17 protein-coding genes are annotated in these 18,739 nt (G+C 68.0%); 10 read left to right on the top strand and 7 right to left on the bottom strand.

Going from position 1 to position 18,739, the window contains the following annotated elements; translation table 11 throughout:
• Nucleotides 1-90: 90 nt before the first annotated feature.
• From ybiA to Q5Z10_RS17320, 4 genes are all read right to left on the bottom strand, one after another.
• Nucleotides 91-639: a riboflavin biosynthesis intermediates N-glycosidase gene (ybiA, locus tag Q5Z10_RS17335; RefSeq protein WP_303636605.1), complete on the bottom strand. Its 549-nt coding sequence runs from the start codon at nt 637-639 to the stop codon at nt 91-93.
• Between the two features lie 38 nt (nt 640-677).
• Nucleotides 678-1,148 (bottom strand): hypothetical protein, encoded by a 471-nt coding sequence (locus Q5Z10_RS17330; RefSeq protein WP_303636604.1) that lies wholly within the window; start codon nt 1,146-1,148, stop codon nt 678-680.
• Nucleotides 1,149-1,225: 77 nt separating this feature from the next.
• Nucleotides 1,226-3,178 (bottom strand): acetyl-CoA hydrolase/transferase C-terminal domain-containing protein, encoded by a 1,953-nt coding sequence (locus Q5Z10_RS17325; protein WP_303636603.1) that lies wholly within the window; start codon nt 3,176-3,178, stop codon nt 1,226-1,228.
• 33 nt (nt 3,179-3,211) lie between these two features.
• The gene (locus tag Q5Z10_RS17320) at nt 3,212-3,769 is read right to left on the bottom strand and encodes a flavin reductase family protein (protein WP_303636602.1); all 558 of its coding nucleotides are present in this window, start codon (nt 3,767-3,769) and stop codon (nt 3,212-3,214) included.
• A gap of 118 nt (nt 3,770-3,887) precedes the next feature.
• Here Q5Z10_RS17320 and Q5Z10_RS17315 point away from each other — a divergent pair, with 118 nt between their 5' ends.
• From Q5Z10_RS17315 to Q5Z10_RS17305, 3 genes are read left to right on the top strand one after another with little or no spacing between them, the layout of a single operon-like run.
• Nucleotides 3,888-4,253, top strand: a complete 366-nt coding sequence (locus Q5Z10_RS17315) for a BlaI/MecI/CopY family transcriptional regulator (RefSeq protein WP_303636601.1) — start codon at nt 3,888-3,890, stop codon at nt 4,251-4,253.
• The gene (locus tag Q5Z10_RS17310; RefSeq protein WP_303636600.1) at nt 4,246-5,448 is read left to right on the top strand and encodes a M56 family metallopeptidase; all 1,203 of its coding nucleotides are present in this window, start codon (nt 4,246-4,248) and stop codon (nt 5,446-5,448) included. The genes Q5Z10_RS17315 and Q5Z10_RS17310 overlap by 8 nt, the downstream gene beginning before the upstream one ends.
• Nucleotides 5,445-6,008 carry a hypothetical protein gene (locus tag Q5Z10_RS17305; protein ID WP_303636599.1) on the top strand — a complete coding sequence of 188 codons (564 nt, stop codon included), beginning with the start codon at nt 5,445-5,447 and terminating at the stop codon, nt 6,006-6,008. The genes Q5Z10_RS17310 and Q5Z10_RS17305 overlap by 4 nt, the downstream gene beginning before the upstream one ends.
• 64 nt (nt 6,009-6,072) lie before the next feature.
• Here the strand turns inward: Q5Z10_RS17305 and Q5Z10_RS17300 are convergent, their stop codons facing one another.
• Both Q5Z10_RS17300 and Q5Z10_RS17295 read right to left on the bottom strand, forming a co-directional pair.
• Nucleotides 6,073-6,873: an MBL fold metallo-hydrolase gene (locus Q5Z10_RS17300; RefSeq protein ID WP_303636598.1), complete on the bottom strand. Its 801-nt coding sequence runs from the start codon at nt 6,871-6,873 to the stop codon at nt 6,073-6,075.
• Between the two features lie 11 nt (nt 6,874-6,884).
• Nucleotides 6,885-7,703 (bottom strand): S1/P1 nuclease, encoded by an 819-nt coding sequence (locus Q5Z10_RS17295; protein ID WP_303636597.1) that lies wholly within the window; start codon nt 7,701-7,703, stop codon nt 6,885-6,887.
• Nucleotides 7,704-7,816: 113 nt separating this feature from the next.
• Between Q5Z10_RS17295 and Q5Z10_RS17290 the strand changes: the two genes are divergently transcribed.
• Nucleotides 7,817-8,944, top strand: a complete 1,128-nt coding sequence (locus Q5Z10_RS17290) for a GGDEF domain-containing protein (RefSeq protein ID WP_303636596.1) — start codon at nt 7,817-7,819, stop codon at nt 8,942-8,944.
• Between the two features lie 58 nt (nt 8,945-9,002).
• On the opposite strand, the gene Q5Z10_RS17285 is transcribed toward Q5Z10_RS17290, so the two are convergent.
• On the bottom strand, nt 9,003-9,632 hold the full coding sequence (locus tag Q5Z10_RS17285; protein WP_303636595.1) for an OmpW/AlkL family protein: 630 nt from the start codon (nt 9,630-9,632) through the stop codon (nt 9,003-9,005).
• Between the two features lie 193 nt (nt 9,633-9,825).
• Between Q5Z10_RS17285 and gap the strand changes: the two genes are divergently transcribed.
• From gap to pyk, 6 genes are all read left to right on the top strand, one after another.
• The gene (gene gap, locus Q5Z10_RS17280) at nt 9,826-10,830 is read left to right on the top strand and encodes a type I glyceraldehyde-3-phosphate dehydrogenase (RefSeq protein ID WP_303636594.1); all 1,005 of its coding nucleotides are present in this window, start codon (nt 9,826-9,828) and stop codon (nt 10,828-10,830) included.
• Nucleotides 10,831-10,958: 128 nt separating this feature from the next.
• Entirely contained in the window at nt 10,959-13,613 is a 2,655-nt protein-coding gene (locus Q5Z10_RS17275) for a DUF2339 domain-containing protein (protein WP_303636593.1), read from the top strand.
• Nucleotides 13,610-14,986 (top strand): DUF3999 domain-containing protein, encoded by a 1,377-nt coding sequence (locus Q5Z10_RS17270; RefSeq protein WP_303636592.1) that lies wholly within the window; start codon nt 13,610-13,612, stop codon nt 14,984-14,986. Before Q5Z10_RS17275 ends, Q5Z10_RS17270 begins: the two co-directional genes overlap by 4 nt.
• A 197-nt stretch (nt 14,987-15,183) precedes the next feature.
• Nucleotides 15,184-16,359, top strand: coding sequence for a phosphoglycerate kinase (locus tag Q5Z10_RS17265; RefSeq protein WP_303636591.1), 1,176 nt, complete (start codon nt 15,184-15,186; stop codon nt 16,357-16,359).
• 50 nt (nt 16,360-16,409) lie between these two features.
• Nucleotides 16,410-17,024 (top strand): HAD hydrolase-like protein, encoded by a 615-nt coding sequence (locus Q5Z10_RS17260; RefSeq protein ID WP_303639213.1) that lies wholly within the window; start codon nt 16,410-16,412, stop codon nt 17,022-17,024.
• Nucleotides 17,025-17,242: 218 nt separating this feature from the next.
• The gene (gene pyk / locus Q5Z10_RS17255) at nt 17,243-18,709 is read left to right on the top strand and encodes a pyruvate kinase (RefSeq protein ID WP_303636590.1); all 1,467 of its coding nucleotides are present in this window, start codon (nt 17,243-17,245) and stop codon (nt 18,707-18,709) included.
• Nucleotides 18,710-18,739: the final 30 nt, after the last annotated feature.

Genomic DNA, 18,739 nt, shown 5'->3' with positions numbered 1-18,739 from the left:
GGCCGGCGCACGCCGGCCTTTTCTTTGGGCATCTGCGGTCACGCGCGATGCATGCCGGTCAACAGATCCACGCCACACGTGGACCCGTGACTACATCGCTTGGCGAACCTCCATCAGCGCAAATCCCAGCAGGTTCAATCCGCGCCACTGCGCAGGATTGCGTGCGTCGGCGTGGTCCTGGGCCAGTCCAATGCCCCAGATGAAATCCACCGGGCTGGCTTCCACCAGCACCTGGTCGCCGGTTTCGCGCAGGAACTCGCCCAATTCCGGGTTCTGCGCGAATTTGGCCCTGTTGCCTTCGACCACCAGGCCGTAGCGTGCCTGTACCCAGCGCGCCTCATCGAAGCCCTCGATCCTGCGGCCGAACGCTTTGACCTTGTCCGGCGTGGTACTGGCAAGGATCTTTTCGAGCATGTCGGTGGCGCCAAACAGGCGCGCCTTGCCGGCCATCATGTAGTGTTCGGCGGTGCGGTAATGCACGCCATCGATGTCGAAGCCCGCGTCATACCACTGGCTGAAACAGGAAGCAGACACACCGCTGCGCGGCGGCTGGTGGCCCCAGAAGCACAGATAGCGCAGGTCTTCGCCTGCGGCCTGGCGTTGTTGCAGGTCGAGCAGGAATCGGGAATCGTCGTTCATCGCACCAGCATAGCGCGGCGGCAGCGCCCGCTTGGGTGCTATGACGCGCCGATGCGTTCATCGAGCAGTCGCTTGTGCTCGGCCAGCGCGTGCTTGAAATCATCCAGCGCGAAACTGACCGGTTTGACGTGCGTGTTCCAACGGGTGCATGCGCCCACCTCCAGCCCGCCGCTGACGCTGAGACCAAACCGGCGCCACTGCAGGGTATCGCCGTCCACTACCTGTTCGGCCATCAGTACGGCGCAGTCGAAGTCCATATCGGAGCTGCACACCAGCAGCGGAACCAGCGTCGATGTGCCGTCCTCGGCGGGCATGATGCGCCGATTGGCCAGCGCATCCTCGCCATCGTCGGACAGCCAGACCAGCGAAAGGGCGTGCAGTTCAAGGTCGGGCTGGCCCAGATGCGTTGCCAGCCACACCTCGATCGGTACGCCATCAACGGCGAGCCACGGACACGCGGCGCTGGCAAAACGTCCCTGATGGTTGATGGCGGTAATATGGTGGTGCACGCGGCGTTCCGGTGGCGACAGCTGACGATTGTGCCACCGGACGCGAACGCCAGCGCCTGGGCACCGGCGATGCGCGATCAGGCCGTGCGTGCCAGTGCCAGCCGCAGCAGCCGCGCGTTCAAGCGTTCGGCGAAGTCCTTCGGCGCCTGCAGACCCATCCGCTGCAGGTACACGGCATCGCCATCGCCGGCAGGCTGCCACAGTGCCGACCACACGGTCTGCAGCTTGCTGCCGCGCGTCTGTGTGTTGGCTTTCAGCCAGCCCAATGCCTTCACCAGGACCTGTTCGGCATCGGTGAAATCGCTGCCGAGCGGATAATCCGGCAACGTGCCATCGGCGCGGAACGGCGCCAGTGCGGTGGCCAGCGCCTGCGGCGTGTTGCGCTGCTGGCGCTGCGGATCCGGCGCCGTGGCGGCCAGCAGTTTGCGCGCGCTGTGTGCCTGCTGCAGAAGAGTGCCCTGGAACGGTGCTTCGGTGATCGCAGCCATCGCATGCACGCAGTCTTCGTCGGTCAGCCCGCGCAGGTCGGCGATGCCGTATTCGTTGAGATAGATGTCACGCAGATGGCGCGGGATGGTGGTGTGGCCGTAGTTCCAGCGCACGTTCGATTCGCGCCGGCCCTTGTCGTCACGCGCCGCGCGGAACATCAGCACGCTGCGCGCTTCCGGAAGCGCGTGCGCCATCGCCACGAAGTTGTACTGGCCGCCCACGCCGGAGACCACCCGCCCGTCCTCCAGCGCATCGGATACGGCGGCACCCAGCGCGGTGGCCATCATGCAGGAATTGAAGAAGCGCGCATGGCGCCGCTGCAGGCGTTCCAATGTCTCGTTGCCGCCATACAGCTGGTTGATCTCGCTGATGCGGCGCATGCCGATCGCGCGGCACGCGTCCTCCGGCAGCGTGCGCAGCCATTCGTAGAATTCCGAGGAGCCCAGATAGAAGGCGCCGTGCAGGTATTCGCCTTCGGCCTCCAGCGTGGCGTGGTCGATGGACAGCGTGCTGCCGTTCTCGATGCGCTGCATCAGCGCCAGGTCGTCATGCACCTTGCGCTTGATCACACCGGTCTGCACCAGCCTGCGGAAGCCTTCGTTGAGCATTTCGCTGCAGCCATACAGGCCGATCTCGAACGGGTCCAGGCCACCGACCTCCTGCACCAGCGGATGGCTGGCCAGCTGCGGGTCCAGTGCGTTCAATACGCGCCGGTAGCGTGCATTGTCGGTGTGGCGCAGTACCAGCGCATGGCTGAGCGCATCGGCCAGGGTGCCGATGCCGATCTGCAGCGTGCCGCCGTCGCGCACCAGCGTGCTGGCATACAGGCCGATGGCATAGTCGGCATCGGCCACCAGCTGCCGTGGCAGCGCGAACAGCGCCGGATACGGCGGCGGCGGGGTGATGACCAGATCGAAGAAGGACACATCCACCGTCGCCGAACCGCCCAGGTAAGGCAGCTGCGGGTCGATCTCGGCGATCAGCAGCGGACGCGGCAGGCCGCGCGCGGCCATGGCATCCAGCGTGTCCTGGGTGATGTCGTTGTTGCACGACAACGACAGCCGCCGGTCGTCCGGACGCATCGCCACCTTCTGCACGATCACCTGCGGCGCGCGCTGGGCCACTGCATCGGCGGCATGGGTGTAGTTGAGGCTGGTGTAGCTGGATTGCGCCTGCCGCGAACCGAGCAGCGCACCGGACTGCATGTAGAACTCCTCCACCTGCACGTGTGCCGGAAGCGCGTCACGCGCGACCGCATCGGCATACGCCAGGCGCGGGAAATCCTCGCCGAAATGGCGGGCCGCGAAGGGCGCCATGAAGCGCGCTTCCAGGCCGGTGCCGCGGGCCTGTGGCGGGTTCAACGACAGTGCCGTGTACAGCTGCAAAGGGCGCGACGGATCCTGCGCGACGCGCGCATACAGGGCGTTGAGCAATCGGTGCGGCTTGCCCAGGGCCAACGGAGCACCGATCCGCAACGGCCCGTCCACGCGCGCGAACAGCCAGTCAACGGCGGCGTCCAGGTCGGTGAGGTGTTCGGTCATCCGGGGAGATCCTGCGTCTGGGGAGTGCGGGCATTACAGCATGTCGGGCTTGAACCGCCGTCGACGCGAGACTTCCGCGCCGGACACCATGAACTGCCCATCGCCCCGGTAATGCACCGTGCGCGGCAGTTTCGGCCGGGGCGCAACATGGGCGCGCACGATTTCCCAGATGAACAGATTGCTCGCTGCTACCTGGCTGTCGTCGTACAGGCGGCACTCGAAGCAGGAATGGCATTGCCCGACCAGCGGCGCGCCGACCTCGCGCGCAGGCAGCGCATCGAGCCCGAAGCGGGCGAACTTGTCGACGTCGCGGCCGCTGCAGTTGCCGATGTCCACCACGGTATCCAGCAGCTCCACCCCCGGCACATTGATCACGCATTCCTGGCTGCCGAGGGCCAACGCGTGGCTGTGGTTCTCGTTCCACAGGTAGGTGGCGACCAGCGAAGGCGAGAAGCCCATCACCATGTGCCAGCCCATCGTCATCAGGTTGCGCTGGCCGCGCCAGGCCGTGCTGACCAGCACGATCGGGCCGGGTTCGAGGAAGCGGCGGGCCTGCTCGACCGGAAACTCCTTCTTGGGCAGCGGTTTCATGCGGTGTCCGCAGGGGGAGAGGCCGATGTTGGCGCAGCGGCGATGAATCCGGAGTCGAGGGGCTTGACAGGGGGATCGATTACGCGCGTAATTGAATCGTCGATTACGGATGTAAACCATGACCCCGATCAGCGAAGCCGAAGCCGTCGTGATGGAGGTGCTGTGGCAGCAGGCCCCCCGTAGTGCTGACGACGTGGTCGCCGCACTGGCCCACCGCGACTGGGCCGAGCCGACCATCAAGACCCTGCTCAACCGCCTGTTGACCAAGGGCGCGATCGCCGCCGAGCGCGAGGGACGGCGTTACCTGTACCGGCCGCTGCTGCAGCGACAGGCGTGGGTGGAGGCGCAGAGCCAGGACTTCATCGGCCGTGTCTTCGAAGGGCGTGTGGCGCCGCTGGTCGCGCACTTCAGCGAACGGGGCCAGCTGAGTGCGCAGGACATCGCCGAACTGAAGAAGCTGATCCAGGAGCTGGACCATGACTGAGCTGCTCGACGGACTGTGGCAGGCCAGCCTGTGGCTGGCCGTGGGCGTGGTCCTGCTGGCGGTGCTACGACCACTGCTGGTGCGGTTGGGGGGCGCTGGGCTGGCCTACCGCAGCTGGTGGCTGCTGCCGCTGCTGCTGGTGGCCCTGCTGCTGCCGCTGCCACAGTTTGCGCTGTTGCAGCATGTGCCGACGTTGCCGTTGAAAGTGGTACCGGGGGCCACCGACGGTGTGGCTGCGCGGTCGTTGCCTGGGGCATGGCTGTTGCTGATGGCCTGGGCCCTGGGCATGGGCATCTGCCTGCTGCGCGACCTGCGCGCGCAGCGTCGCTTTGAACGCAGCATGGGGCCACTGGAGCCGCGCGCCGATGGCAGCTGGCAGGCCAGTGGCGATCCCGGCTTGCCCGCACTGGTCGGTCTGTGGCGCCCCCGCATCGTGGTTGGCCCCGACTTCGACCAGCAGTTCACCGCGCAGGAACAGAGCCTGATCCTGCAGCACGAGCGCAGCCACCGGCGCAATGGCGATCACTGGGCCAATGGTGCGTTGCTGCTGGCGCGCACCGTGTTCTGGTTCCACCCGCTTCTGCCATGGGCTGCGGGCCGCTTCCTGCGCGACCAGGAACTGGCCTGCGACGCCCGCACCATGGCCCCGCAGCCGGCGCTGCGCGGCCTCTACGCCAGCACGCTGCTGAAGGCGCAGCTGGTCCACCCGGTTGCGCCCGCGGTCTGCCATTGGCGCAGCCAACCCGTGTTGAAGGAGCGTATCGCCATGTTGAAGCAGTCCAAGCGGAAGGCATTGCCGTGGGTGTCAGGTCAGGTGCTGGTGGTCGGCCTGTGCCTGGGAATGGGAGCGGTGGCGTGGGCCAGCCAGGGCAATACGATGGCCGGCAGCCCGGCAGCGGCGGCCATGGATCGGGACATCCAGATCGACAAGATGCCACCGCCGTCCTACCCGAAGTCTGCGTTCGATCAGCGCCAGGTAGGCGTGGTGAACCTGCGCGTGGAAGTGGATGCGCAGGGGCGTCCCACCGATGTCCAGGTGCTCAATGCCACAAATCCGGGCGTGTTCGACGCGGTGTCGATTGCTGCAGCGCGCAGCTGGACCTATCGTCCGGCAATGAAGAACGGCAAGCCGGTGGCAGGCGCAGTGAAGATTCCGATCACCTTTGCCATGGACGACACCGAGGACGCGAAGTGAAGTGCGCGCCGCTGTTGATGACGGCGGCGCTGTTGGCCGGATGCGCGAGCCAGGAGCGGCTGACCACGGTAGATACCCGCAGCGAGAATGTCGGTCACCAGCGCCTGCAGCCGCAGGCGGGCGGCGGCAGTGGGCAGCTGCAGGTGTATTCGCTGGGTGCGACCGAGGGCTACCGGATGCCGCAGCTATACGCGGCACCGGATCCTGAGGTCGGCGATCGTGATCCGCGCGCGGAACTGGCACCGACTACCATCTGCCTGCAGGTGGTGGTGGATGCGCAGGGCAGCGTCGAACGCAGCATGCCGCTGACCGATCGGCAGGACTGCGCCGCAGGGGCTGCACGCGAGAATGCGCCCCTGCTGCAAGCTGCGCAGGACGCCGTGGCGATGTGGAAATACTCGGCCGCAGCGGTGTGCCACTTCCCGGCCGGCAAGGTGCCATCGAACCGTGGCGACTGTCGCGGTGCCGAGCGTATCGAGCCGGTGGCAGTCAGCCTGCAGTACGCCTTCACCTTCGAGATCGTGAAGGGCCAGCACGTGGTGCGCACCCAGGGGAAATGAAGGCGGGTGATCTCCGACGGACACGCGGGCGCCGGGCCAGACCCGGCGAACGCAGCGGCGCGTGTCAGGCCCCGCCCTGGATGTTGGCCTTCACCGCCGGCTGCATCAGTGCCGGCTCGGCCAGGGTGGCATCGCGGGCCTGGCGCACGCTGACGAACTCCGCCTCGGCCACGCCGTCATGGACATGGATGTTGTGCGCGCGCTGTTCGCCGATGGTGGTTTCGTTGGCGATGGCGCGGCCGCCCGGGCCGTAGTCATGGCAGACGAATACGCGGGTGGCGTCGGGCAGGGCCAGCAGGCGCTGGATCGAGCGGTACAGCTGCGCGGCATCACCGCCCGGGAAATCGCAGCGGGCGGTGCCGCCGTCGGGCATGAACAGCGAGTCGCCGGTGAACAGCGCATCGCCGATCAGGTAGGCGATGCTGTCGCTGGTATGGCCCGGCACCGCGATCACCTGGCCACGCAGCGTGCCAACGGCAAAGGTTTCGCCATCGTTGAACAGGTGGTCGAAGATTTCATCCGCAGCAGGAAGCTGCAGGCCATAGCGCGGTGCGAAGGTGGCCTGTACCGCACGGATGCCTTCGCCGATGGCCAGCGTGGCCTGCGGGAAGTGCTGCTTGAGCCGGCGCCCGGCCGACACATGATCGGCGTGGGCATGCGTCTCCAGCAGCCAGCGCAGCTGCAGGCCCTGTTGTTCGATGGCCTGCAACGCTGCGCGCAGCGGCGATTCGCTGCTGGCGTCGGTGTCCGGGTCGTAGTCCAGGACCGGGTCGATCAGCGCTGCTTCGCCACTGGCGGGATCGCTGACCAGGTAGCTGAAGGTATGGCTGTCGCGGTGGAAGAACGACTGCACGTGGACCGACATCGGAACGCTCCTCAGCGCGCGGCGAGCACGCGGTTCAGCAACTGCGCCAGGTTCTCACCGGCCAGTCGCAGCTGCGCTTCGGCCAGCGGCCGGTAGCGCGCGGTGTATTCGTCACCGATTTTACGCGAGGCCGGATAAACGCCCGCCTGCATGGAGATGCGGCAGCTGGCTTCGGCCCAGGCCTGCGGGTCGCGCTGCGGGTTGGACTGGCGCGCCAGCTTCGGTGCGCGCTGGCTGTGCAGCAGCGGCAGATAGCCCGCGTCGTCCAGCTTGCGGGTGTTGAGCATGCCGCTGTCCCACAGCGAGTGCAGGTTGGTACCGCGGTTGCCGAACTGCAGCTGGAAATCGTTGCCGCCCTTGTCGTGGGCGTAGCCGGCATGCATCGGCTGGTGGATATCGCCGACCAGGTGCACGACGAACTTCAGCGCCTGCAGGCGCTCGCCGTCGGTCAGGCTGCGATCGCCGAGGATGGCGCTCTGTGCCTTCAGGGCTTCGACGATGCAGTTGCCGTTCCTGCAGTGCTTCGGTGCTTCGTAATGGCAGTTGTCTTCGGCGATGTTGACGTAGTGCCAGCCAGCCGAGCGGCGACCCAGGCCAGGGTCCTTGGCGCGCAGCTGGTCGGCCCAGGGCGCGATGCTGGCCAGCGTGGCGCCCGGCTCGGCCGCCAGCAGGCGGTCGACTTCGGCGCGCGCGGCGGGGCTGAGGCGGGCGTCGGCCACGTCGGCAACCAGACGATGGCCCTGCGCACCCCAGGCATGGGCCGGGGCGGACAGGGTGAGCAGGGCCGGCGCCAGAGCGGCGGCAAGAAACAGGGAGTGCAGGGCGTTCATGGGCCCATTCTAGCGGGGCGGCCGCAGCGCGGATTGATGCAACGCGGCCTCTCGCCACATCGTCTTGATCGGCGTGCGGTTACGGTGGCCCGGTCACGGGCGGGGAGGCGGCGATGACCATCACCGACAGGCGGATCATGGCGGGGCATCCGCCCGCCGACGGATTTTCCGCCGCCTTCAATGCACAGGTGGTCTGGCGCATGCGCTGGGCCTGTGCCGTGGCTGCGCTGTTCTCGCTGGGGTTTGCCGCGCTCGACCATGCCTGGCTGCCGCCGGAGGTGCACGCGCCGGTGCTGCGCTGGCGCCTGGCCCTGCTGCTGCCGGCGCTGCTGCTGGGGCTGGCGCTCACCTTCCTGCCGGTGTTCCGCCGGCATCTGCAGTGGCTGGGCGGCAGCGTTGTGCTGGTCAGCGGGCTGACCCTGGTGACGATGATCTGGACCGCGCACCGGGCCGGCGTGGACTATCCCTATGAAGGCATCAGCCTGTTCCTGCTGCTGAACTACTTCCTGTGCGGGCTGCGGGTCGGGGTCGCAACACTGACCGGCACGCTGATCACGCTGGCCTTCATCCTGGCCGAGCTGCAGGTGGGCCGGCACTGGGCGCAGATGCTGCAGAGCGTGATGTTCGTGCTGGCCAGCAACGTGGCCGGCATCGTCGGCAGCTACATTTCCGAACGCCAGGCGCGTGCGACCTACCGTGCCGAACAGCAGCTCGACGCGCTGGCCAACCACGATGGACTGACCGGCCTGCTCAACCGGCGTGCCTTCGACCGGCGCGCCCACCAGATCTTCCACGACTACCTGCGTTCACCGCACGCACGCGGCGCACTGCGCATTGCGATGATCGACATCGATTACTTCAAGCGCTACAACGATCACCACGGGCATCCTGCCGGCGATACCGTGCTGCACGCGGTGGCGGTGACACTGGCCGCGCAGCTGCGCGGCAGCGACGCGGTGGTCGCGCGCTACGGCGGCGAGGAGTTCGTGGCGCTGGGCCGTTGGCAGCCCGGCCAGCCGGAGTCGGCGCCGTTCGAGCAGCTGCGGCAGCAGGTGCAGGCGTTGGCGATCGCCCATGCCGATTCGGACGCCGCGCCGGTGGTCAGCGTGAGCATTGGCGTGGCACGCTGGCATGACGATGGCGGTGACACGCTGGAACAGGCCCTGGCGCGGGCCGATGCGGCGCTGTACCGGGCCAAGGCGGGGGGCCGCAACCGGGTGGAAGTGGCGGCGGACGGGTGATCAAAAAAGGCCCCGGCACACACATACCGGGGCAACATGCTGCGAGGGGGGTTCTGCTTCAGAACTTGAAGACGTAGGACGCGCCGTAGACCAGCGGATCGATGTTGACCGTGCCGATCTTCTCGCCGTTCAACTTCACCTTGCTGTCGATGTCGATCCAGCGCATATCGACGCGCAGCGCGCCCTTCTCGCCGATCGCGAAGTCCAGGCCCGCATGTGCAGCCAGGCCCCACGAATCCTGCAGCTTCAGCGTGCTGCCGGCCAGCGCGCCGGTGGTGTCTTCGCTGAAGAAGGTGGTGTAGTTCACGCCGGCACCGATGAACGGCGACACCTTGCCCTTGCTGTTGAAGTGGTACTGGAGGGTGACCACCGGCGGCAGCTGCTTGGTGCTGCCCACGCGGCCCAGGCCATTGATGTTGATGTCGTGCTTGAACGGCAGGGCGGCCAGCACTTCGATGCCCAGGTTGTCAGCGATGAAGTACTCACCGGTGATGGTCGGCTTGACATCGTTGTCGACGTCGACCTTCAGCGTGCCGCCGGCCAGCCAGCCGTTGTTCGACTTCGGCGCCACCTGGTGCACGCCGGCCGACAGGGTCCAGTCGCCCTTGGACTGGGCCATGGCCGGGGCGGCGGCCAGGGAGAGGGCGGCGGCCAGGCTGGCCACGATCAGGGGGGAGGTCTTGCGCATGGGGGGATCTCGTTGCGGGGTGGATGTGGCCAGTCTCGGCCTCACGCCGCGCTAACGCTTTGATCCGGATCAAATCCTGTCCGGCCCCCGCCCCGGGGCGCGGGCCTGGCCGGCGGTGGTCAAGCTCGGCCTGCTAGACTTGTGGGCCCTATCCACCCCGCCGCACCTGTCGCGGCTGCAGGAGCTTGAGAACATGGCAATCAAGGTTGGTATCAACGGTTTCGGTCGCATCGGGCGTAACGTCCTGCGCTCGGCGGTGCTGAACTTCGGCGACGACATCGAAATCGTGGCCATCAACGATCTGCTGGAGCCGGATTACCTGGCCTACATGCTCAAGTACGACTCCGTGCACGGCCGCTTCAAGGCCGACGTAGCCGTCGATGGCAAGGATCTGCTGGTCAATGGCAAGAAGATCCGCCTGACCCAGGAACGCGACCCGTCCAACCTGAAGTGGGACGAAGTAGGCGTCGACGTCGTGCTCGAAGCCACCGGCCTGTTCCTGGACAAGGTCAGCGCACAGAAGCACCTCGACGCGGGCGCGAAGAAGGTCATCCTGTCGGCACCGTCGAAGGACGACACGCCGATGTTCGTGTTCGGCGTGAACGACAAGACCTACGCTGGCCAGGCGATCATCTCCAACGCCTCGTGCACCACCAACTGCCTGGCGCCGCTGGCCAAGGTCATCAATGACAAGTGGGGCATCAAGCGTGGCCTGATGACCACCGTGCATGCGGCCACCGCTACCCAGAAGACCGTCGATGGCCCGTCCAACAAGGACTGGCGCGGTGGCCGTGGCATCCTGGAGAACATCATTCCGTCGTCCACCGGTGCGGCCAAGGCCGTCGGCGTGGTGATTCCGGAACTGAACAAGAAGCTGACCGGCATGAGCTTCCGCGTCCCGACCTCGGACGTGTCGGTGGTCGACCTGACCGTCGAGCTGGAAAAGGAAGCCACCTACGCCGAGATCTGCGCCGAAGTGAAGGCTCAGAGCGAAGGCGCCCTGAAGGGCATCCTCGGTTACACCGAAGACAAGGTGGTGGCCACCGATTTCCGCGGTGAAACCCACACCTCGGTGTTCGATGCCGATGCCGGTATCGCCCTGGACGGAACCTTCGTCAAGCTGGTGTCGTGGTACGACAACGAGTGGGGCTATTCCAACAAGTGCCTGGAAATGGCCAAGGTCGTCGCCGCCAAGTAAGGCGCGCCAAGACCGTCGCTCGAACCCCGGCCTGGCCGGGGTTCGTCGTTTCAGGGGCCCTGCCTGACGTAGCATGGGCCGTCGACCGCCGCCATCGTGGCGTGCGGGATCGCATCGGAAGGCAAGGAATGGAAGCACTCTTGGTCCTGGCAGTACTGGTCCTGCTGGCGATACCGCTGCTGCTGGTGGTCGCGCTGGTGATGATTGCCGGCCTGCGCCGGCGCGTGGCCGCGCTGGAAGGCGCATTGGCCGAAGACAGGCCTGCCGCCGCGCCGTCGCGCATGGCCGAGGCACCGGTCGCGCCGCCACGGCCGCCGGTGGTTGCCGCGGATTCCAGCGAGCCGCCGTTCCTGCGCCCGGCCGCCGCGCCTGCGCCGCCGACGAAGGTTGCCGAGCCGGTGGCCGCTGCCGTACCACCGCCGCTGTCGCCACCCCCTGTACCGAAGACGCCGCCGCTGCCTGCCGAACCGGCGCTGCCGAACGTGGTCGAGCGCGCCGCCGGCGCGGTCAAGCACTGGTTCACCCATGGCAATGTGCCGGTGAAGATCGGCATGCTGGTGCTGCTGGCCGGCGTCGCTGCGCTGCTCAAGTACGTCAGCGACCAGGGCTGGCTGGTGCTGCCGATCGAACTGCGTCTGGCCGGCATCACCGTCGGCGCGCTGGGCCTGCTGGGCTTCGGCTGGCAGCAGCGCGAACGCCGGCGGCTGTTCGCGCTGGCGCTGCAGGGCGGTGCCATCGGCGTCCTGCTGCTGACCATCTTTGCCGCCTTCAAGCGCTTCGAACTGCTCGCTCCCGGTTTCGCATTCGCTAGTTCGATCGCGCTGGTGGCGGGCCTGTGCGTGCTGGCGGTGGTGCAGAACTCGCGCACGCTGGCGGTGCTGGGCATCCTGGCCGGGTTCATGGCGCCGCTGTGGCTGTCCACCGGCAGTGGCAACCACGTCGGCTTGTTCAGCTACTACGCAGTGCTCAACGCGGGCGTGTTTGCCATTGCCTGGTTCCGTCCGTGGCGCGCGCTGAACCTGCTCGGCTTCGCCTTCACCTTCGGCATCGGCACGTTCTGGGGCGTGCTGCAGTACCGGCCGGACAAGTTCGCCAGTACCGAACCGTTCCTGCTGCTGTTCTTCGCCTTCTACCTGCTCATCCCGCTGCTGTATGCGCGTCGCCAGCCCGCCGAACGTCGCGACCTGGTCGATGGCAGCCTGGTGTTCGGCACGCCGCTGGTGGCGTTCTCGCTGCAGGCCGGCATGCTGTACCAGCAGCCGATGACGCTGGCGCTGTGTGCGCTGGGCCTGGCAGCGATCTACGCGCTGCTGGCGCGGGCGCTGATCGCACGCAGCGCCTACACCGTGCTGGCCCAGTCGCACGCGGTACTGGCGGCCGGCTTCGCCACGCTGGCAGTGCCACTGGCGCTGTCGGCACGCGCCACCGGCGCGGTGTTTGCGCTGGAAGGCGCTGGCCTGGCCTGGCTGGGGTTGCGCCAGAAGCGCTGGCTGCCGCAGGTTGCCGGTGCGCTGCTGCAGTTCGCCGCGTCGTTTGCATTCGTGGTCGGTGCCGACCATTGGCACCAGGACGCGCGCTTCCTGCTCAACCCGACCGCGATCGGTGCCGTGCTGCTGGCCGTGGCCGGGTTCGCTGCCGCGTGGAGCTACCAGCGCAGGCAGCGCCATGACATCGCGCTGGCGTACTACCTGTGGGGCCTGCTGTGGTGGCTGGGCGGCTGCGCGCACGAGATCGGCCGCTTCTTCGCCCATGCCACGCAGGCCGATGCGCTGCTGGTGCTGGCGGCGCTGACCGGCTGGCTGGCCGCAGAGGTGCAGCGCCGGCAGCCGGCACGCGCGCTGGGCATGACCGCGCTGGCGATGCTGGCACTGGGGTTCCCGCTGGCACTGCTGCAGAGCGATGCGCACCAGCAGCCGTTCGCCGGCTACGGCGGCCTGGCCTGGGCCGCGTTCGCGCTGCTGGGCGTGCGCAGCCTGCTGTGCCTGCGCCAGGGCGGCGATGGCGTGGCCCGCATCGCGCAGTTCCTGTGGTGGCTGCTGTGGCCTTCGCTGCTTTCGCTGCTGGCCCTGTGGGGCGGCGGCGATGCGCGCCTGGCCCAGGGCTGGACCGCGCTGCTGGTGACCTTGCCGTGGCTGCTGCTCGCCGCGTTGTCGCTGTGGCACTGGCGCGTGCTGCGCTGGCCGTTGGGGGCCCGCTTCGATACGGCACGGCTGCCATTGCAGTGGGTGGTGTTTGCAGTGCTGGCGCTGGCCTGGGGAATCGGTCTGACCCTGGCGGGCGACGCCACGCCGCTGCCCTGGCTGCCCGTGCTCAATCCGGCCGAACTGGCGCAGTGGATCAGCCTGCTGCTGGCCGCGCGCTGGCTGTACCACGCGCAGGGGCCGGCGCCGCTGCAGCGCCTGCGCGTGCCGCTGCTGGCGGTGGCTGGCTTCATCGCCCTGACCAGCACGGTGCTGCACGGCGTGCATCATTGGGGCGGGCTGGCGTGGACGCCGGGGATGGCCCGCTCCAGCCTGGCCCAGACCAGCCTCACGGTGCTGTGGAGCGTATTGGGCGTGATTGCCTGGGTATGGGGCTCGCGCCGCGGCCAACGGGTGCTGTGGAAGGTCGGCGCCGTGCTGATGGCGGTGGTCCTGGCCAAGCTGGTGCTCATCGATCGCCAGCATCTGGGCAACCTGCTGGGCATCGCCTCGTTCATCGCCTACGGACTGCTGTGCACCGTGGTGGGTTACCTGGCGCCAGCGCCCCCGGGCGCAGCGCCAATCGTGGAGGAAAATCAATGAAGACGTGGAGCAGGGCGCTGCTGCCCGTGCTGTTGGGAGTGGCCGGTGCCGTCGCGGCACAGGCGGTGGACTACCGCACGCAGTACGCCGAACAGTGGCCGCTGAGTCTGTCCAGTGCACAGTCCGGCGCGTACCGGGTGGTGCTGGAACCGGCCATCTACCGCCGTGCCGGCAGTGCCGACCTGGGCGATCTGCAGGTGTTCAACGCCGCGGGGCAGGCCTTGCCGTCGGCGCTGCTGGCGCCGGACCAGCCGCTGGCACAGCCACCGGTGCAGCGTGAGCTGCCGTGGTTCGCGTTGCCGCCGCTGGCAGAAGGGCAGCGCAATGACCTGCAGCTGTTGACCGAGCGCGACACCGATGGCCGCGTGCGCCGGGTCGAGGCGCGGGTCGGTGGCGGCGCCGTGGCGAACGGGCAGGGCGGTTGGCTGATCGATGCCAGCGTGCTCGGCCAGCAGCCCCTGGCGGCGCTGGTGCTGGACTGGCCCGACAGCGGGCAACCGCTGCAGGCACAGGTACAGCTGGATGCCAGCGACGATCTGCAGCGCTGGCGCGCGATCGCCCGCGATGTGCCGCTGGTGGACCTGCAGCGGGCCGGCAAGCGCCTGCTGCAGCGGCGCCTGCAGGTCGATGGCAATGCGCGCTATCTGCGGATCCTGCCGCAGGGCGAGGCGCGCCTGCCGGCACTGCGCAGCGTGCTGGCCGAGCTGCCGCCTGCGCCGGCCACCGTGCCGTGGGAATGGCTGTCGCTGAGCCCGGTCGCGCAGGGCAAGGGCGAGTTCACCTTCGAGCTGGACGGCCGCTTCCCGGTGACCCGCGCCGACGTGGCCAGCACCGACAACAGCCTGGTGCAATGGACGTTGTTCAGCCGCGACGATGAACGCGCCGACTGGCAGCGCCGCAGTGCGCCGTGGATCGCCTACCAGCTGCAGCAGGGCGCGCCGGGCCAGCGCCAGCAGTCGGCCGCGCAGCCGCTGGGTGGCATGTACCGCGACCGCTACTGGAAACTGGTGGCCAGTCCGGTGGAAACCACCAGTGCACCGACCCTGCGGCTGGGCTACCAGCCGGAAGTGCTGGTGTTCCTCAGCCAGGGGGCTGCGCCCTACGCACTGGCAGTGGGCAGTGCCACCGCGCGTCGTGCCGAAGCCCCTATCGCGGTGCTGATCGAGGAGCTGCGCCAGCGCAATGATCCGTCGTGGCAGCCGACGCTGGCGCGCCTGGAAGGCGCACCGGAGGCGTTGGCCGGTGAGGCGGCACTGAAACCGCAGCACGACTGGAAAGCGTGGTTGCTGTGGGCCTTGCTGGGGCTGGGCGTGCTGGTGGTGGGGGGGCTGGCGGTCAGCCTGCTGCGGCAGAAGCCCGCGCCTTCGGCGTAGCTTCGCGCGAACGGCGCCGCCCCTCGTGGGGGGCGCAGGACGCCGCGCATGCGCTTGGCCGAGCGGATGGGCGGTTGCTGTTCGCTGTTGCACTGCGCTTCTGGCCGCCGCAGGCATCGGCCCTCCCACCAGCCGCACCCGATACAATGGCCGTCTGCCGCATTCCGGCATCCCGTCCCTGAGCCAAAGAGTTGCCCATGTCCATCGTCCGCATGACCGACCTCGACCTCTCCGGCAAGCGCGTGCTGATCCGCCAGGATCTGAACGTGCCGATCGAGAATGGCCGCATCACTTCCGAACAGCGCATCACTGCTTCGCTGCCGACGCTCAAGCGCGCGCTGGAGCAGGGCGCGGCGGTGATGGTCACCTCGCACCTGGGGCGCCCGAAGGAAGGCGTGTGGAGCGAGGCCGATTCGCTGGCGCCGGTTGCTGCGCGCCTGTCCGAACTGCTCGGTCGCGAGGTGCCGCTGGTGCGTGACTGGGTCGACGGTGTCGACGTGCAGCCGGGCCAGCTGGTGCTGCTGGAAAACTGCCGCATGAACGTCGGCGAGGGCAAGGACGATGAAGCCCTGTCGAAGAAGTACGCGGCGCTGTGCGACGTGTTCGTGATGGACGCCTTCGGTACCGCGCACCGCGCGCAGGCGTCCACCCACGGCGTGATCCATTTTGCCCCGGTTGCGGCCGGTGGCCCGCTGCTGATGGCCGAACTGGACGCGCTGGCCAAGGCGCTGGACGCGCCGGCCAAGCCACTGCTGGCCATCGTTGCCGGCAGCAAGGTCAGCACCAAGCTGGAGCTGCTGGCCAACCTGGTCGGCAAGGTCGACCAGCTGATCGTCGGTGGCGGCATCGCCAACACCTTCATCGCCGCAGCCGGTTACAAGGTCGGCAAGTCGCTGTACGAGCCGGACCTGCTGGATACCGCCAGGAAGATCGTGGCCGATGCCAAGGCGCGCGGTGCGGACATTCCGCTGCCGGTCGACGTGGTCACCGCCAAGCAGTTCCTGCCGGACGCGCCGGCCGAGGTGAAGGCGGTCGACGCGGTTGCCGACGATGATCTGATCCTGGACATCGGCCCGCAGACCGCCGCGCAGTACGCGCAGCTGATCGAGAAGGCCGGCACGGTGGTCTGGAACGGCCCGGTGGGTGTGTTCGAATTCGAAGCCTTCAGCAAGGGCACCGAAGCGCTGGCCAGGGCCATCGCCAGCTCGCCGGCATTCTCCATCGCCGGCGGCGGCGACACCCTGGCAGCGGTCGACAAGTTCGATATCGCCAACGACGTCAGTTACATCTCCACCGGTGGTGGCGCGTTCCTGGAGTTCCTGGAAGGCAAGACCCTGCCGGCCGTCGCCGCGCTGGCGGCCCGCGGCGCGTGACGTCGGCAGCCCTGCGCCACGGAGAAGAGCGTGCAACGCTCTTCTTCGACATGGACGGCACGCTGATCGATTCGGAAGTGGGCATCACCACCTGCATCGCCCATGCGCTGCGGAAGATGGACCATCCGGTGCCTTCGCAGGACACCCTGCAGGGCTGGATCGGCCCGTCGCTGCGCACCACCTTCGGCCCGCTGTTCAACGACCCGGCGCGTGTGGAACAGGCGGTGGCGTTCTACCGCGAGCGTTTCGACGTGGAAGGCTGGCGCGAACACACGATCTACCCGGACATCGAAGCCGTCGTGCGGGCGCTGCATGCGCGCGGCCATCGGCTGGCCGTGGTCACCGCCAAGAACGAACCGCATGCACGCCGCATCGTCGAGCACCTGCCGTTTGGTGAACTGTTCGAGGACGTGATCGGGTCCACGCCGGATGGCGCGCGCAGCAGCAAGCCGCAGCTGGTCGGCGAGGCGCTGCGGCGCCTGCAGCTGGCGCCGGAAGGCTGCTGGATGATCGGTGACCGCCGCATGGACATCGAGGGTGCCCGCCACCATGGCCTGCGCAGCATCGGCGTGCTGTGGGGCTTTGGCGGCGAGGACGAGCTGACCGAGGCGGGCGCCGGGCAGCTGGCGCGAGATCCGGCGCAACTGCTGGCGCTGCTGGACTGAGGCCGGGGATCACGGCCGCCGGGCGCGGCCCGGCGCTACCGGGTGGGACGGCGTGATGCCGCTCGCCCGGCGGCGCTTCGGCTGCCATCGACCAGCGTATGTCCGGAACATGTCCGTGCGATGTCCCGCAGAGTCAGGCAGCACAAGGCTGTAACCGTATACATGGGACGTGAAGGATGTGCTAATTTCCGTGCTTTAACGGGAGAGGCCCATCCATCATGTTCGAGCGTCAGCGTCGCACCAAGATCCTTGCCACCCTCGGTCCGGCCACCGATCCGCCGGGCGTGCTGGAGGATCTGTTCCGCGCCGGCGTCAACGTGGTGCGCCTCAACTTCAGCCACGGTGACCCGTCCGGCCAGGCCAAGCGCGCCGCCGACGTGCGTGCCGCGGCGCAGCGGGTGGGCGTGGAAGTGGGCATCCTGGCCGACCTGCCGGGCCCCAAGATCCGCATCGAACGGTTTGCCGAAGGCAAGGTGCAGCTCAAGGCGGGCGACCGCTTCGACCTGATTGCCAGCACCGATGCCGGCCCTGGCGATGCCACCCAGGTGGGCGTGAGCTACCTCGGCCTGCCGCAGGATGTCAGCGCCGGTGACGTGCTGCTGCTCGACGACGGCCTGATGCAGCTGCAGGTGGTGGAGGTGCAGGGTGAGCGCATCATCAACACCGTGCTCAACGACGGCACGCTGTCCGACCGCAAGGGCCTGAACAAGCAGGGCGGTGGCCTGTCGCTGGGCGCGCTGACCGAGCGCGACAAGGAACTGATCGGCATCGTCGCCAGGATCGGCGTGGACTTCATCGCCGTTTCGTTCTGCCGCAATGCGCAGGACATGAACGATGCCCGCGCGATCGCCGAATCGCACGGCTGCCATGCCGCGCTGGTGTCGAAGATCGAGCGCACCGAGGCCATCGAGAACCTGGAAGAGATCGTCGATGCCAGCGATGTGGTGATGGTGGCCCGCGGCGATCTGGGCGTGGAAATCGGCGACGCCGAACTGCCGGGCCTGCAGAAGAAGATCATCAAGGCCTCGCTGGCGCAGAACAAGGTGGTGATCACGGCCACGCAGATGCTGCAGTCGATGGTGGAAAGCCCGATCCCGACCCGCGCCGAAGTGCTGGACGTCGCCAACTCGGTCATCGACGGTACCGATGCGGTGATGCTGTCGGCCGAAACCGCGGCCGGTGCGTATCCGGTCAAGGCGGTCGAAGCGATGGCGCGCATCTGCCTGGGGGCCGAACGCCAGTTCCAGACCGAGACCGACTTCGGCGCCTCGCCGCGCAACCTGGAACGCGCCGACCAGGCCATTGCCATGGCCACCATGTTCCTGTCGCAGCACGTGGGCGTGCGGGCGATCGTAGCGATGACCGAATCGGGCGGCACCGCGCGTTACCTGTCGCGTTTCCGCGCGTCGGCACCGGTGTTCGCAGTGACCCGCCATGATGGCGCGCGCCGGCAGATGGCGCTGATGCGCGATGTGTTCCCGATCAACTTCGACAGCCGTGGCTTCACCCCCCGTGAAGCAGCACGCGGCAGCATCCGCCTGCTGGTGGAAGGCGGCATGCTGCAGGCCGGCGACCGCGTGGTGTTCACCAGCGGCGAACACATGGAAACCCATGGCGCGACCAACACCCTGCGCCTGCTGGAAGTGGGCGAAGACGGCCGCGCCAGCGGCCTGGGCGACCTGTAAGCGGAGGCCCCGCGCATGCGCGCAGCCGCC

Source organism: Stenotrophomonas sp. 704A1 (assembly GCF_030549525.1).
Classification (GTDB): domain Bacteria; phylum Pseudomonadota; class Gammaproteobacteria; order Xanthomonadales; family Xanthomonadaceae; genus Stenotrophomonas; species Stenotrophomonas tuberculopleuritidis.
Note: the sequence above shows the minus strand (reverse complement) of the source record. Positions and strands in the feature narration are given on the sequence as shown.